At 64.8% G+C, this 15,088-nt stretch carries 12 protein-coding genes and 1 pseudogene; 6 read left to right on the top strand and 7 right to left on the bottom strand.

What is annotated here, in order from left to right; all coding sequences use genetic code 11:
* Positions 1-162 precede the first annotated feature (162 nt).
* Positions 163-492 carry a hypothetical protein gene (locus ACFOYY_RS15575; protein WP_352008522.1) on the top strand — a complete coding sequence of 110 codons (330 nt, stop codon included), beginning with the start codon at positions 163-165 and terminating at the stop codon, positions 490-492.
* Positions 493-511: 19 nt separating this feature from the next.
* On the opposite strand, the gene ACFOYY_RS15570 is transcribed toward ACFOYY_RS15575, so the two are convergent.
* On the bottom strand, positions 512-1,633 hold the full coding sequence (locus ACFOYY_RS15570; protein WP_386190137.1) for an FAD-dependent oxidoreductase: 1,122 nt from the start codon (positions 1,631-1,633) through the stop codon (positions 512-514).
* 62 nt (positions 1,634-1,695) lie between these two features.
* On the opposite strand from ACFOYY_RS15570, the gene ACFOYY_RS15565 reads away from it, so the two are divergent.
* The 3 genes and pseudogenes from ACFOYY_RS15565 (at position 1,696) to ACFOYY_RS15555 (ending at position 10,444) form a co-directional block, all read left to right on the top strand.
* Positions 1,696-2,148 (top strand): MarR family winged helix-turn-helix transcriptional regulator, encoded by a 453-nt coding sequence (locus tag ACFOYY_RS15565; RefSeq protein WP_386190136.1) that lies wholly within the window; start codon positions 1,696-1,698, stop codon positions 2,146-2,148.
* 389 nt (positions 2,149-2,537) lie between these two features.
* Positions 2,538-8,864, top strand: a complete 6,327-nt coding sequence (locus ACFOYY_RS15560) for a DNRLRE domain-containing protein (RefSeq protein WP_386190135.1) — start codon at positions 2,538-2,540, stop codon at positions 8,862-8,864.
* A gap of 819 nt (positions 8,865-9,683) precedes the next feature.
* Positions 9,684-10,444: pseudogene (locus ACFOYY_RS15555) on the top strand (transposase family protein).
* A gap of 183 nt (positions 10,445-10,627) precedes the next feature.
* Here the strand turns inward: ACFOYY_RS15555 and ACFOYY_RS15550 are convergent.
* Entirely contained in the window at positions 10,628-10,861 is a 234-nt protein-coding gene (locus ACFOYY_RS15550) for a transposase family protein (protein ID WP_386190134.1), read from the bottom strand.
* The gene (locus ACFOYY_RS15545) at positions 10,858-11,163 is read right to left on the bottom strand and encodes a transposase family protein (protein WP_386190133.1); all 306 of its coding nucleotides are present in this window, start codon (positions 11,161-11,163) and stop codon (positions 10,858-10,860) included. The genes ACFOYY_RS15550 and ACFOYY_RS15545 overlap by 4 nt, the downstream gene beginning before the upstream one ends.
* Between ACFOYY_RS15545 and ACFOYY_RS15540 the strand changes: the two genes are divergently transcribed.
* Complete coding sequence (locus ACFOYY_RS15540) at positions 11,138-11,305, top strand: hypothetical protein (RefSeq protein ID WP_386190132.1); 168 nt, start codon at positions 11,138-11,140, stop codon at positions 11,303-11,305. The genes ACFOYY_RS15545 and ACFOYY_RS15540 overlap by 26 nt on opposite strands.
* Before the next feature lie 13 nt (positions 11,306-11,318).
* On the opposite strand, the gene ACFOYY_RS15535 is transcribed toward ACFOYY_RS15540, so the two are convergent.
* The 4 genes from ACFOYY_RS15535 to ACFOYY_RS15520 form a co-directional block, all read right to left on the bottom strand.
* Positions 11,319-12,035 carry a GntR family transcriptional regulator gene (locus ACFOYY_RS15535; RefSeq protein WP_352008519.1) on the bottom strand — a complete coding sequence of 239 codons (717 nt, stop codon included), beginning with the start codon at positions 12,033-12,035 and terminating at the stop codon, positions 11,319-11,321.
* 37 nt (positions 12,036-12,072) lie between these two features.
* Positions 12,073-12,615, bottom strand: a complete 543-nt coding sequence (locus tag ACFOYY_RS15530) for a GntR family transcriptional regulator (protein WP_386190131.1) — start codon at positions 12,613-12,615, stop codon at positions 12,073-12,075.
* A gap of 92 nt (positions 12,616-12,707) precedes the next feature.
* Positions 12,708-13,499 carry a GntR family transcriptional regulator gene (locus tag ACFOYY_RS15525; protein WP_386190130.1) on the bottom strand — a complete coding sequence of 264 codons (792 nt, stop codon included), beginning with the start codon at positions 13,497-13,499 and terminating at the stop codon, positions 12,708-12,710.
* Positions 13,500-13,694: 195 nt separating this feature from the next.
* Positions 13,695-14,432, bottom strand: coding sequence for a GntR family transcriptional regulator (locus tag ACFOYY_RS15520; RefSeq protein ID WP_386190129.1), 738 nt, complete (start codon positions 14,430-14,432; stop codon positions 13,695-13,697).
* Between the two features lie 163 nt (positions 14,433-14,595).
* On the opposite strand from ACFOYY_RS15520, the gene ACFOYY_RS15515 reads away from it, so the two are divergent.
* Positions 14,596-14,820, top strand: a complete 225-nt coding sequence (locus ACFOYY_RS15515) for a hypothetical protein (RefSeq protein WP_352008516.1) — start codon at positions 14,596-14,598, stop codon at positions 14,818-14,820.
* The last annotated feature ends 268 nt before the right edge of the window (positions 14,821-15,088 follow it).

The raw sequence follows: 15,088 nt of genomic DNA, 5'->3' as shown, positions 1-15,088 counted from the left end.
AAGACCGGACCCACGGATTCCCGGTAGCGAGCTCCACGGAAGACATAAGAGCCCTTCGGGGCACACCGGACCGTCACTCACGGGACACGGGTGACCATTGACGACTACGGAGAGTTATCAAACGAAGAAACAGTGGCCCCAGGTTCACGGGAGGTGCCTCGTATGAGGCGACAGATCACCAAAGCCGCCGTCTCCACCGCATGCGCCGTCGCGATGCTCGCTGGCGCGGCGCTTCCGGCCTACGCCGCGACGGGTCGCTTCGTCTACCGGCTTCAGGCCGGGCGGCCCAACCTTCTGGTCAATCCACAGAGCCTCAGGTGCATCGGCCTGTCCGCGTTCGGGCAAACCGTCCTGCTCGTGTCCAACGGCACCGACGAGGTCGCGAACATGTACGTCAACCGCAACTGCACGGGAGCACCCATCCCCGTCGCCCCCGGGGAGCGGCGGGACTTCGACGAGCCCATCTCGGCGGTGATGTTCGTTCCCCGCTGACACCCGGGAAGCGGGTAGGTCATCCCGCCAGGGCCGTCAGGCGGTTGCTGAAGCGGGTGAGCATGGTGGTCTGGGAGGTCTCGGGGAACAGGCGGCCGACCGTCGGCGGGATGCGCCAGTTCGCGGGACTGCGCCTGGCAAGCCGGGAGACCAGCGAGACCTTCGGGTAGCGGGCCCGCTCGTAGGCGCGCAGCCGTACCGGAAGGTCTCCACCCTTGGCGAGTTCGCGGCCGAGCACCCACACGTCCTCAAGGGTCTGGTTGGCGCCCTGACCCAGGGTCGGCGGCATGGTGTGGGCGGCGTCGCCGATCAGGGTGACGCGGCCCTGCCCCCAGACGGTCCGGACCCTGTTCCAGTGGTGGCCGAAGAACCCGAGGTCCTCCTCCCGCGCGGCGGCCAGCACCTCGGGGACGGGTGAGGCCCAGTGCCCGAAGCGACGCCTCAGCTCGGCCAGCGGTTCTGCGGGCCGAGGGTCGGAGGGCGACCAGCGCACGTCGAACCACCACTGCAGCAGCCCGTCGCCCCCGGGAATCAGCCCGCACGCCCCCTCCTTCCCGGTGATCATCAGGTGGAGGTTGGTCTGGGTGAGGTCGATGTCGATCGGGCTGAGCGCCTGCCAGGTGCCGAAGGTCGCCGTACGGACGACCTCCTCGCCCCAGAGCTGCCGCCGTACCGCCGAGTGATGGCCGTCGGCCCCGATGAGCAGGTCTCCGGTGGCGGTCGTGCCGTCGTCGAAGGTCACGGTGACCTTCTCGTCGTCCTGCGTCACGCTCTGGAAGCCCGTCCCGTAGCGGACAAGTCCCTCGGGCAGCCCTTCGGCGAGACGGTCCAGCAGGATGTTCCGGGAGACCGACTTGTTCTCGAACCCGAAACGGGCGGCGGTATGGACCAGGTCCATGGTGGTGCGCAACCGGCCGCCGGAGGTGAGCGCGTCGATCCTGTCGATGCGCCCTCCGACACCGTCCAGGCTGACACCGAGATCGTTCAGTACGGCGACGCCGTTGCTGAACATGGTCAATCCCGCCCCGCCCGTCCGCCTGGCGGCGGCCCGCTCGAAAACCCGCACCCGATGACCGGCGGCCAGCAGGTGACGCGCCACGGCCAGACCGCCCACGCCGGCACCAACGACAAGGATGTCCATATTTCCTCCAAATCGGAGTATCTCCGATATGAAGATATACCAAGCTGGAGTAGGTTGGCTGAGTGGCCCACAAACATCCGGAAGAGGACATCTACCGCGAGTTCCTGATCGCGGTCGTGCAGCACAACGAGGCGGTGGCCAACCGGCTCGGCCTGCAACCGGCCGACGTCGCCGCCGTCATCCTGCTGGAGATGCGCGGCCCCCTCTCCGTCGGAGCCATCGCCGAGGAACTCGGCCTGCCGTCGGCCTCGACGACCCGGCTGATCGACCGCCTGGAGAAGGCGGGTTACGTACGGCGGGTGCGCGGCGAACGCGACCGCCGTACGGTCACCGTGGAACTGCTCGAAGACGGCTTGGGCGACTACGAGGCCACCCGCGACTCCGCGAGACGCCACCTGGACGCGATCGGAGCGCACTACACCCCGGAACAGATACCACTACTACTGGGCCTGCTGACCCACATAGGCCACGCCTACCGAACCGCCACCCGAGAACTCCGCCGGTCCTCGTCCTGAAAGCGCGGCCCAGGAGGATCGGCCCCCGCCGCACGGCCACCCTCGAACCCGCCACCTGAACCACACCCATCATCGGAAGCCCCCGCAGTGAATGGCGGAGGATCGCTGCCGCCCACCCAGCGACCGTCCGATTTTCGGATCAGCTCCAAGTGAGGCGGTTCCCGGGAGTAGACACGAGGTCTTCACTGGGGCGAGAGCGATCTAGGCGTTGAGCTGAGCCAACGCGATGGGACGTCCACGGGACCCACATGACGTGCACATGCACGCCCCCCTTCAATGATCATGCGCACCGAAGTGATCATTTTGATCCCTTATCGATACTTACATGATCGTTGATCTTCGACGTACGGTCTGACGGCTTTGTCCTTTTCCGTCTGAATGGAGGGTGAGTGGGCTCCCCCCTGATGGTCCGCTCCACCGCGTCGTTACGCCGACGTCCGTCACTCGAACGATTCCTGGCCGCAGGTCTCACCATCGTCCTGGTGGTGACACCGACGCAGTCGGCTCAAGCCGTCCCTACTCCGCAGCCCAAAACACCTCAGGTGAAAACCGTGGCCGAGCGCCCGGACCGGGTGTCGGCCGCGCTGACCGCCCGGTTGCAGGGCAGCCGGGTCCTCGTCACCGACGAGACAACAGAGTCGAAGCTCACCTACGCCAACCCCGACTCCACCTTCACCACCGAGACGGTCAGCGGTATCGCCCGCGTTAGGCAGGGCGAACGGTGGGTCGCGGTGGACACTACGCTGATCGAGGACAACGGTGCCCTCCGACCCAGAGCGGCCAAGGCCGGCGTCGAGTTCTCCGCCGGAGGCCAGGACCGGCCGTTGGCACGGATGTCGCAGGGCGACAAACGGTCGTTCGCGTTGACATGGTCCGCCCCGTTGCCGAAGCCCGTGGTCAAGGGCAACGTCGCCACCTACATCAACGCTGCCGGTGTCGGCGCAGACCTCGTCGTCACAGCTCTGCCCACCGGCTTCCGTCATGACGTGGTACTACGGGAACGTCCCAACGGGCCGGTGGAGTTCAAGCTTCCGGTGCGGACCGAGGGACTGCGGTTCGGCATGACCAAAAAGGGCGGCCTGAAACTGACGACTCCCAAGGGCAAAGTCGTCGCCTCCGCCCCCGAACCCTTCATGTACGACTCCTCTACCGACAAGGCGGCTCAACCGAGAAACGCGGCAGCGACGAAAGCCGCTATCGACACGAAGGTTGTCAAGGACGAAAACGGTCAACAGACGCTGGTGCTCAAACCCGATCCGAAGTTCCTGGCCGACCCGGCCACGAAGTATCCGGTGACGGTGGACCCCACAACGACCCTCACTTCACCGAACGGCTACACCGTCAACTCCCCCTGCACGACCAGCGGGGGCGGCGGCATGTCCGTGGAGCTGACGCCTGGCATCAGCGACATCACGCCGTGCACGTCAGGAGGCACCAACGTCAACCGCGCCCTGATTCACTTCGACACCTCCAGCCTGTCCGGCCAGCAGGTGGTGGACGCGCGTCTGGATCTAATCGGCGACCTGGTCAGATGCCCGGTCGGCCAGAGCCTTCGGGTCCGGCGTATCACCAGCAGCTGGAATCCGGACCCGTGGAACGGCCCCAGTGTCATGTGGGCTGACCAGCCTTCCTCCACCAACGCTGGTGAGGTCCTCTCAGCACCGCCGACGGTCTGCGGACCAACCTCCTACGCGCAGAGGACCCCTTGGTCGATCCCCGTTACGGCGATCGCTCAGGCGTGGGCCGGCGGCGCCGCGGGCTACGGGCTCGTCCTGGCACCGAGCGACGAACCGAACCGCGCCAACACCTTCGGCTGGTACTTCGACGACTACTACACCGCCAATCCTCCCAAGCTGGTGATCACCTACGGTGCCACCCCGTGGACCGGCAGGCTACGCGCGATACCGATGACCGCGGCCAACAACAAGTTCTACGTCACCACTCTCACCCCCGCGCTGGCCGCCGAGGTCAATGACGTCGACGGTGGCGTGCTGAAAGCCGAGTTCCAGGTCGAGCACGACCCATCAGTTCCCGCTCAGGGGAGCGGCCTCATCTGGTCGGGCGAGGTCGACAACGTGACCGCCAACGCCGAGGCGAAGATCACGATTCCGGCGGGCAAGCTGGCCGACGGCTGGACGGTCCGCTGGCGCGCCCGCGTCTCCGACGCCTCCTCCTCGTCGGCCTGGTCGCAATGGCAGCCACTGAACGTTGACGTGACCGCGCCCACCATCTCCTACTTCGACTGCAACTACCCCGCAGGCCAGTGGAACGCTCGAATGCAGGACGCCAAGTGCTGGCTGGGAACGGACGCGGTCACCGTCGACGAATTCAACGCGGACGACATCAACACTGAACTGTGGTGGGGACTGGACGACCCGTCCGCTCCGAACCGGATCGCCACCGGCTGGGGCTGGTCCCAGGGCAAGCTGGTCAACGACTTCCCCATCACTCCGGTAGACGGCTGGCACACCGTCTACATCAAGGTCCGTGACAAGGCCCACAACCTCTCCCAGGTCACCACGCACAGTTTCGGAGTCGGCAACGGAGGAATAGCCACCCCGGCGGACAACAGCCGCACCGGACAAGCGGTCACTCTCTCAGCCGCGGCCGCTCCGGACTACGACAAGGTCCGCTACGAGTACCGCACCCGTTTCCTATTCGTCGACTACACCGTCATCCCCACAGCCGATGTGAGCACGCCGGGCTCGTCGACCCCGATCTCTTCGTGGCCGCAGAGCCGTACCGACACCTCCAAGAACTTCGCCGACCTGACCTGGAACCTGGCCAAGACCCTGCACGACGCGGGCGGCACTGACCGCTTGGTTGAGGTTCGGGCCTGCTTCAACAAGAGCTCCGCTCCCGGCTACGACTGCGCCCCGCCGATCCGGGTGGCCCTGGACCACTCGGCCTTCGGCGGCTCCTACGCCACCGCGCCGATCGGCCCCGGAAACGTGGCGCTGCAGACCGGTGACTTCTCCCTCACCACCTCCGATGCCGGCCTGTTCGGCATCGAAATCGATCGCACACTGACCACTCTGGACCCGACCGCCAACCGTGACGACGAACAACTCGCCGAGAACAAGGTCTTCGGTCCCGGCTGGCGAGCAGGTTTCCCCTCGGTTCCATCCGAACTCACGAACTTCTCCCCGACTATCGGGACTGACTCGCTGCAGTTCGTCGGTCCCAGCGGTGAAACACTGACCTACGTCCGCAACGGTCAAACCTTCACCGGGGTGAACGACGCCTCCGACGGCTCACAGGTCACCGTGGGCGCTGAGGAGCTGATCGCCATCGACGCCACCGGCTCGAAGACCACCTACACCAGACTGAACGGCAGATGGGTCGTCACCCGTGCCGAAACGCCAGCGGCGGAATCCGCGGTCACCTACTACCGGGACGTGCAAGGCCGGGTGACCCGTGTCCTGGCACCGGTCTCGGCCGGGATCACCTGTGGCGCGACCCTGGTGACCGGCTGCCGGGCGCTGGAGCTGGGTTACGCCTCCTCTACCACCGCCACTGGCACCGGTTCCGGCTGGGGCGACTACACCGGGCAGGTCAAGCAGGTCTCCTTCACCGCCTTTGACCCGGCGACGAACGCGATGAAGACCACCACGCTGGCGACTTACCTCTACGACTCCACCGGTCACCTGCGACAGGTCACCGACCCCCGCACCAACCTGGCCACCACCTACTACTACACCGCCGAAGGACGCCTCTCCCAGCTCACTCCGCCGGGTTTGGCGCCTTGGAGGCTGGAGTACGACACCGTCGGCCGCTTGGCTCACGTGCAGCGTGAGGGCGGCACCGTCGACCCGACCTGGGCGGTGGCCTATAACGTGCCGATCGGCGGCACTGGCGCTCCCATCAATCTCACAGTCACCGAGACCGCCAAGTGGGGTCAGAACACCGATCTACCCACGACGGGAACAGCGATCTTCCCCGCCTCTCACTTGCCTCCCCGAGGCAGCACTGGCGCCTACCAGCCCGCAGCGGGTGACTGGGAGTACGGCCAGCTCATCTACACCGACGTCAACGGCCGCCTGGTCAACAGCGCCGCTTACGGCGCCGGAGTTTGGCAGATCACCTCAAGCCGCTATGACGACAAGGGCAACACCGTCTGGCACCTATCGGCAGATAATCGGGCGCAGGCATTGACGCCGACCGCAGATACAAGCTCTTATGTGGCAGCGCGCCTGGATACTACGGAGCGTGCCGATCTGCTCGCACGCATCACGACATACTCTGCGGACAGCGACATTCTTACCGAGATAGGGCCAGCTCGCCTTGCGACGCTCGCCTCGGGCGAGCTCGCTACGGTGCGCGACAACATCACCAATGTCTACGACGAAGGGAAGCCAACGGCCGATACCGCCTACCACCTCGTCACAACGACGACAACCACCCCCCTGGTGCTAGACAGAGTGGCCGACGAGAACGACAAGCAGACCGTGACAACTGGCTACGACCCACTGGTGTCGGGTGACCCATCCGGCTGGACATTGCGCAAGCCGACGACGAGCTCATCGGCGCAAAAGAGCGACATCGTACAGCGCACCCGATACGACGCCGCAGGACGGCAGATCGAACGCCGCATGGCCGAGTCCAACGGCGCGGACGCCGGAACCACAGCAGTGAGCTATTACACGGCTGCAGCCCATCCAACGGTTACAGCGTGCGGCAACAAGCCGCAGTGGGCCGGCTTGACGTGCCAAACGGCACCCAAGAGTCAACCCCCAGGTACACCGCTCCCGATCAAGCTCATCACGTACGGGTACTACGGAAACGAAGTCACCACCACACAGACTTCTGGCGCCGTGACGCGAACGACCACGCTCACTTACGATGCCGCAGGACGGTCGATCAAGTCGAAGATCGATGTACAACCGGCTTCCGCAAGCGCCCCCATCGCTGAGGCCACGTACACCTACGACCCGGCGACCGGTCTGCAGACCACCAAGTCGATCGGCAGCGACACCATCAGTATGGGCTACGACTCCTTTGGTCGAGCGAATTCGACGACCGACGCCACCGGGGTCACCTCGACGGCCGAATACAACCTCGACGGGCAGATCGCTACCAGCAACGACGGCAAGGGCGTCACCACCTTCACCTACGGTGGAATTGATGCGAAGGGGAGGGTAGAGCGCCGAAATCTGATCACCCAGGTCGATACGGGCGGGGCGGGCGTCTTCACAGGAGCGTATGACATCGCAGGACGCCTCGTTCTCCAGCGCTACCCGGATGGGTTGGAAGCATCCAGCCGCTACGACAACGCCGGCAAGCAGATCGGGCTGTCCTACGTCAAGAACGGCACGGCGTGGCTCAGCTTTACTGCAGCCTATGATTTAAACGGACGCATCGCCGCTCAGCAAGGATCAGCAGGTAGTGCTCAGCGCTTCGACTATGACGGCGCTGGACGCCTGACCAAGGTCCAAGACACTTATGGCGGGACGTGTGCCACCCGGATCTACGGCTTCGACCGCAACACCAACCGGACGAGTTCGACCAGTTATCCCGCAGACAACTCTGGGTCCTGTTCCACCACGACCGCTCCGAACGTCCAGCAGCATCATTACGATGCGGCTGACCGCATCACCGATGTCGGCTACACCTATGACAACCTCGGCCGCACGACACGAGTGCCATCCGCCCAGGTAAGCGGAGGCGCTGACCTCGAGATCGAGTACTTCGTCAACGACAAGGCGTCCGTACTGACACAAGGAAGCGTGCAAAGCACCTTCACCCTCGACCCTGGTGGACGGATCAAGACCATGACCACCATTGGTGGTCCCCGGCCAGGCACGGTCACCCATCACTACTCGGGCACCGAAGACTCCCCCACCTGGATCAGTGAGGCAGACGGCACCTGGACTCGAAACGTCCCTGGCCTGTCTGGACTCGGTGCGATCCAGAACAGTGACGGCACATCTACCCTCCAACTGATCAATCTGCACGGAGACGTCGTCGCCACAAGCGACAACAGGTCCGATGCCACCGGGGTTCGTGCCTATTCCGAAACAACGGAGTTCGGAACCCCTCGTGCGCAGGCCGGCGACGGTTCCCGCCGCTACGGCTGGCTCGGCTCCCACGAGCGCTCCTCCGACGCCATCGGAGGTCTCATTTTCATGGGTGCGCGCCTCTACAACCCCCAAACCGGCCGCTTCCTCCAAACCGACCCAATCCCGAGCGGTAGCGCCAACGCCTACGACTACTGCAGCGCTGACCCCATAAACAAATTTGATCTGGACGGGACGAGCGAGAAGCCTATCTGGACCAATACCACCACCTCGTCGAGGAAAGAACGCGATACGATCGCGGACAACTTTCTCGAGGTCGGCTTCGCGGCTATAGTCGCGGTCGCGACCAAGCCCGTGGCCAATTGGTGGGCCGCCACTACCGCCGGGCTTATAGCGGGGGTCGCTGTTTCGTCCATCGAAACGACGGTCGAGTCCGTTACGACGACGACGGTCAACGTCTATTTGGAGACCCGGATGGCTCTCGTATGGGATCCTATAGGGGATCTCACTAGGAGGAAGGGGAAGAGACGCTCAGTCCCGGAGAGACGGACGAGGACCGTAACTACGGTCACCACGCGCTGGCGGGTAATCACAGTTATCATCCCGAAATTCAACGCGCCTCGTATCACGGAAGTCGGCCCCTGGTTCACTCGAGTAACGGTGACCACTACATACAGCGCATGGAAGCGTGGGCTATGAAACGGGAGCCGCTGCCAACGGGATGGAAGGATACTCTTCCAAAGAGACCGCTGCATTCAGGTGAACATCATCCGCGCCCGCTAAGGGATCGCCGAATCCTGGCATCATTGCTGTGGCTAGGGGTGGCCGCAATTCCGTTCGCGCTCGCCCTCACCATCATCCGGACGGATCCCACTCGTAGCGAAATAGCATCGATCGCTCTCGCCCTTCTCGTCGTAACTCTGCCATACGGCGCAGTCGGAACATTGATGGCGTCCAGGGTCTCCATGCGAAAGCGAGATGTCTTTCTGTCCCGAGAGTCCTGGATGTGGCGAGTGTCCTATCTTCCGTACTGCGACTGGACGCCCCGACGTGGCGATCTGGATCATCTAGAAAGGGTAGAGATCGACGATTATGGTCGAGTCACCTCGCACGTCAGATTCAGACGTTGAGTCCGCATCATCCGACAGAGAATCTTGAATAGCTCATTCGTCGACAGAGCCGAATTGACTGGCGCCGTCGCCTTGTGAGATATGGCCGTTAAGCTGCTGAATGTTGACCGAGGATCCCACCTGATCTTCTTGGCCAGGCGGGATCCTGTGGTCCTGAAGACGTATAATCACGCGAGCCATGTGGAGATCGGCGACAGAATTAACGCCGAACGTAATTTTCAGTTTGTGATTTAATATATTCGCTTGCCGCACTCAATGAGCCTTTTTCAACCTGAAATTGCAGGTCATGGGCGTGGTGCGGCGTGTGACATCTGATCGACAAAGGAAGAAGCCCCTGGTAGAAGGGTTTTCGACCAAGATCAACCTATGCACCAGAGGCTCCAAGTCGTTGTTCTACCGTGCCGCGCTGTCGTTGTCACATCAGACGCTGTCCTATCTGTCCGCCCTCATCCGCCACCACCGCCACACGATCGGTTCGTCCTGACGCCGCCTCGACCCCGGACGCCAAGCCCTGCTCGTCCTCGTTCACCTGCGTAAAGGAGAGACACTCGCCGAGATCGCGGCCGGTTTCGGCATGGGTGTGAGCACCGCCTGGCGCTACATCCGTGAGGCGATCACCCTGCTCGCCCGTCGATCCCCGACCCTGAACCAAGCCCTGCGGGCCGCCAAGCGTGCCGGACACGCCTTCGTCGTCCTAGTCGGCACCCTCCCCGATCGACAGGGTGGCCGCCGACCGGCCCTACTACTCCGGTAAACACCGCCGCCACGGGATGAACATCCAGGTCCTGGCCGCACCGGACGGCGTCCTGCTGTGGACCTCCGGCTCGCTGCCGGGGTCGGCACACGACCTGACGGCCGCCCGGATCCGGGGCATCCCGCGCCGCCTGAAGACCACCGGTCTGATCACCCCCGCCGACAAGGGCTACATCGGTGCCGGTGAACACGTCCGCGTGCCATACAAGGGCAGGGACAAACCCACCTCGCAGAAGGTCGCCAACTCCGCCTACGCCAGGCTTCGCGGCCCCGGTAAGCGAGCGAATGCCGCAGTTGAAGGCCTGGCGCATCCTGCGCAGGCTACTCTGCTGCCCTCTTCGCGCAGGTCAGCTCATCAAAGCGATCCTCACGCTTCAACTCTGTGAAGTGAGATGAAAAAGGCTCACTGAACTCATTTCATCCTCGGGCGGCCTGAGTGACGCGATGGTCCTGAAGAACAGCGGTGGCCTTGACGAGGTGGCCAGCCTTGCTGGGGCTGCTGCGCAGCTTCCGGAGGATTCTCCATGACGTGAGCTGCGTGTTCGCGCGCTCGCCGGGCCTACAGAGCTTGACGTGCGATCAGTTGGCCCGCTTCTGCGACTCCGGCTTGTTCTTGCCCTTGTACGGGGTAACGACGATGGTGCCCTCGATCCCTTGGTAATCCTTGTCGGCCAGGGTGAGGATCCCCACCTTCTCCAGTTCGCGCGGAATGCCCCATACTCTGGCGGCGGTCAGGTCATGGATCTTGCCCGGCATCGCGCCGGACACCCACAGGATCACCCCATCCAGACCTGCGATGACCTGCACGTTCATCCCGTGCACCCGATGCCTGCCTGAGAAGTGGGGCGGTCGGCCCGAACGCGGCCGGTGGGGATGAGCGTCCCGTCCAGGATCACGTGGGTCGGCCCGGCCTTCTTCGCCTTCCGCAACGCCGGTGTGAGCTTGGGTGAGCAGGCTGACAGCAGCATGACGGTCTCCTCCACGTACCGCCAGGCCGTCGTCGCCGACACCCCGAAGCCGGCGCTGATCTCGGTGAACGTCTCGTCCTTGCGCAGATAGACCAGCGCCAGCAGGGCCTGCGGGCCGGGGTTGAACAGCCGCCACGTCGAGGCCACCCGCGACTCCGCGAGACGCCACCTGGACGCGATCGGCGCGCACTACACCCCGGAACAGATCCCCCTGCTGCTGGGCCTGCTGACCCACATAGGCCACGCCTACCGAACCGCCACCCGAGAACTCCGCCGGTCCTCGTCCTGACCCGGAGTGGCAATTACTTTCGGTCGTCCATGGAGACCGACTGACGGTAGGACAGCTCGTAGAGGTGTCCCGGCTTGATGATCACGCTTACCTCCACCGGTCGTTCGTCGGCGGAGTACACCGTGCGGAACTGCCGGAGAACGGGAACCCCCTGCGGGATGTCGAGGGCCTCCGCCTCCTCGGTCGTCGGCGGACGAACCGACAGGCGGTCCACGAACTCACGCTCCGGGTAACCGAGGTCGTGCAGAACCTGCGGCGCGCCTCCCCGGATTTTGCCCCGCCCCGCCAAAGGAGTCCCCGCAGCCAGGCTGACCGGGTAGTAGGACCAGGACAGCTCCACCGGCTCGTCCTGGCGAAGTGTCAGCCGGCGCCGCAGCACGGCTCGTTCCTCACCGAGAGCGGCGGCGACATCGGCGGGTGCCGTGACCTCGGCGACATCGAGCAGTTTGTATTTGACTCCTCGTTCGGCCGGATCGAAGTACGCGGCGGCGTTCACCGTGAACTGGTGACGATCACGCACGAACACCCCCTTGCCCGTCTCACTGACGAGATAGCCCTCCGCCTTGAGGATGCGCCAGGCGGTCTGCACTGCGGTCGTCGAGACGCCACGTTTGGCGGCCAGCGCCGGAATGGACGGAAGCTGCGCACCGGGTGGAATCTGCCCGGCCATGATCTGGGCACGAAGGTCGGCGGCGATCCGCTCGGACTGGTCTCGGGTATCGGGCTTCACAGCTTCCCTCCGTTGGGATCTCTACAGGAGATCGGCGTCAGTCCACCGGTACGTCGTAGACGAACCGATGACGGCTCGCGTCGAACATCCAGACCGTCACCTCGACCGGCCGGTCGTCGGCGTGGATCGTGCGGACGAGTTCGACCACGGGTGTGCCCGGCGGGAGTTCCAGTGTCTCCGTCTCGGCCAAGGCGGGCATCCGGGCCACGAGCGCCTCCACCGCGTGGGTGAGCGGCGTTCCGAGAACTTCGGCGAGAGCGGCGTGCACGCCCCCGGGGATTCTCTCCGGACGGGCGATCCGGCTTCCCTCGACCAGGTGAGCCGGAATGTAGGAGTCAGCGGTCGCCGCCGGATGACCGTCCAGCACGACGAGGTGACGCCGTACGACAAGCGGGGTGTCCACGGTGACCTGAAGCAACTCCGCGACCTCCGGTGGAGGAGAGGTCGTCGCGACCTCCCGGAGGACCAGCTCACGATGAACACCCTGGTCTGCGGCCTCAGCCTGAAGAGGACTGGTTCCTTCTGGACGCCGGGAACGGAGATGCCGCCGGGAGCCGAAGCGGTCAAGCCTCCTGATCATGGAGCCTCCTCAACGGCTTCCCACCCTTGAACACCTCGTGCCCTTCTCATGAGAGCTTCCGGAGGACCGCACGACCAGCCCTCCGGGAGAAGTCACGCGCCGTCCGCTGGATTCACCGGATACCGGTACCTCAGGTCCCACTGGTGTGTGGGCATGACGTAGGTTGTCACCTTCACAGGACGATCGTCGGCCGTCCAGCCGATGTGCGTGATGTCGTAGACCCGCTGGTCGTCGGCCATCTCCAGCAGCCTTGACTCCTCCGGGGAAGGCGGCCGGACCGTGATGCGCTCCTCGATCTCCCGCTGGCCGTGCCCCAGTTCCTCCAGGCGGCTGGAGATACCGCCCACACCGGAGTCGCTCTCCGCGATCGGCGTGCCGTCGGCGATGACGCGCGGAATGTAACTCGTCGCGATCTGGACGGGCACCTCCCCGCTGCCCGCAGAAGGCACCACCTTCATGTGGCGCGTACGCACGATGACGCTTTCCGTCTCAGGATCCACGTCGAGAATCTCCGCGACATGCTCCGGCGGCCGACCGGGACCGACCGTGTTGTCAGAGCGCAGGTCGTATCCCAGCTCCGCCAGTTCGGTGGCCAACGCTCCCCGCGAACCTCCACGCTCACGGTGCTCCCGGCTGTGCCTGATGGCGGCATGCCGGGGAAGCGGAGGAAGCTCACGGACAAAAGTGCCCTTCCCTCGATGAACGCGTAGCAGTCCTTCGGCGACGAGGACCTTCAATGCCCTGTTCACCGTCACCCGGTTGACTCCGAGCTGGGCGGCCAGGTCCTCCTCACGAGGGAGCTGATCACCCCGCGCGTAGGTCCCGTCCTGGACGCGAGCCCGGACAATGCTGGCGATTTCACGGTACTGACTGGCAGCGGACATGCGTCCGATCCTATCCAGCGTTGTGCTACGTACTTCATTTCGCTTGTCTCGCTCCGACACACAGGGTATGAAGTACGTAGTACATAGATCGCTTGGTCCTGATCACCAACCCGCAAAGGCCCTTTATGAACGAGCGCAACAGCTCCGCAGGGTTCACCGCGCTTCCGATGTCAGGCACCCCGCGCCATCCACCTGCTAGTCCAGGTCGTGGTCGGCGGAGAGGTCTCGGCCGGGGGCGAGGAAGTCGACGGCGTATTCGGTCGTCTCTTCGTACTGGTCCCAGTAGTGGTTGGTCATGGTCAGCGCGGGTGTCCCCTCCTCCACCCCGAGCAGTTCTGCCGCGTCCACGGGCACCGGCCTGATGGAGATGACGTCGCGCCGCCGTACGGCACGGCGGCCGGTCCGCTCCTCGACCAGGCCGAAGGTCATGGAGGGCAGCGGTTCGGCGGCCAGCAGTTCGGGGATCGCCTCGGCCAGTTCGCCGGGAAGCCACGACGTCGACAACGCCACGGCGCCCGCGTCGTCCTGGTACATCCGGCGACGCCGGATCACGGGAGTCTCGGCCTCGACGCCCAGCGCGTCGGCGACCTCCTCGGGGGCGGGAACGAGGTCGGCGCCCAGGATCTCGACCCGTTCTCCAGGACGGTAGCCGCTTCCGGTGGCCCGCAGCATCTGAAGCCGGTCCGGTCCCGTGGTGAGCTTCTTGGGCAGTACGGCGATCGTCCCGATGCCGGGAACCGACGTGGCGTACCCTTCCGCCCTCAGCACGGCGGCGACCCGGGTGGCGGTCGCGGTGGACACACCCTCCTCACGCATGATCGTTCTCACCGAGGGGACGCGGTCGCCCGGCTGGATCTCACCGCTCTCGATCCTGGCTCTGATCTGCGCGGCGATCCGCCTGTACGGGGCCAGCCCCTCAAAACCGTCACCCATCACTAACCACCTGTTCTAGTGCACTCTAGATCACCTGATTGACTTCACTACTGCTCTAGAACACTATAGAGCTGCCCTTCCTCAAAGGCCACTGCCTGCAGCGCAGTAGAGCCGTCCAAAGAAGTTCGGCGAGAGCGCAGCACCGACAACAAGGAGTACCGGCATGGAGAACGTCAACGAGGAGCACGTGCCCCGCGTGTTCGCGCTGGTTCAGGAAGGCTGGGAGGGCGAACAGGCCGAGGTGGTGGCCTACGGGCTGACGTTGCCCTGTGGGCAGGCGGCGACCATCGGGGCCGACGGCCGGGGTCACGGGTTGTGGAACAGCGCGCAGAGCGCCGCCAGGCGGCTGCACTCCGACCTCGTCTGGTTCGGTGACGAGGGCGGGTGAGACGGGCGCGGCGGGGTGGGTGTCCCGGCAAGGGGGTCCGGGGAGAGCCTCACCCCGCCGTGCCTGTCTTCGCCCCGGTGCGGACGGAGCGAGGACGAGTGCGGGTACCCCACACCGCGTCGTCCTCGCCGTCCGCCGGGGCTTCTCCCCGCCGGGCGCTCGGCGGGGAGGACCCGTCGGCCGGTTCCCAGTGGGGAGGTACTTCCGCTGGGAACCGACCGGCGGGAGTCCGGTCGACGACCCGGGTTCCCCGGCACGTGCTCAGAAG

This window comes from Streptosporangium jomthongense (assembly GCF_042650425.1).
Lineage (GTDB): Bacteria > Actinomycetota > Actinomycetes > Streptosporangiales > Streptosporangiaceae > Streptosporangium.
The sequence above is the reverse complement of the archived record's forward strand: the minus strand, read 5'-3'. Positions and strand labels throughout refer to the sequence as shown.

Excerpts from the sequence above, each read along its gene's own strand:
- ACFOYY_RS15515 (WP_352008516.1), top strand. The coding sequence starts at position 14,596 with ATGGAGAACGTCAACGAGGAGCACGTGCCCCGCGTGTTCGCGCTGGTT.
- ACFOYY_RS15550 (WP_386190134.1), bottom strand. The coding sequence starts at position 10,861 with ATGAACGTGCAGGTCATCGCAGGTCTGGATGGGGTGATCCTGTGGGTG.
- ACFOYY_RS15525 (WP_386190130.1), bottom strand. The coding sequence starts at position 13,499 with ATGTCCGCTGCCAGTCAGTACCGTGAAATCGCCAGCATTGTCCGGGCT.
- ACFOYY_RS15520 (WP_386190129.1), bottom strand. The coding sequence starts at position 14,432 with ATGGGTGACGGTTTTGAGGGGCTGGCCCCGTACAGGCGGATCGCCGCG.
- ACFOYY_RS15570 (WP_386190137.1), bottom strand. The coding sequence starts at position 1,633 with ATGGACATCCTTGTCGTTGGTGCCGGCGTGGGCGGTCTGGCCGTGGCG.
- ACFOYY_RS15530 (WP_386190131.1), bottom strand. The coding sequence starts at position 12,615 with ATGATCAGGAGGCTTGACCGCTTCGGCTCCCGGCGGCATCTCCGTTCC.
- ACFOYY_RS15575 (WP_352008522.1), top strand. The coding sequence starts at position 163 with ATGAGGCGACAGATCACCAAAGCCGCCGTCTCCACCGCATGCGCCGTC.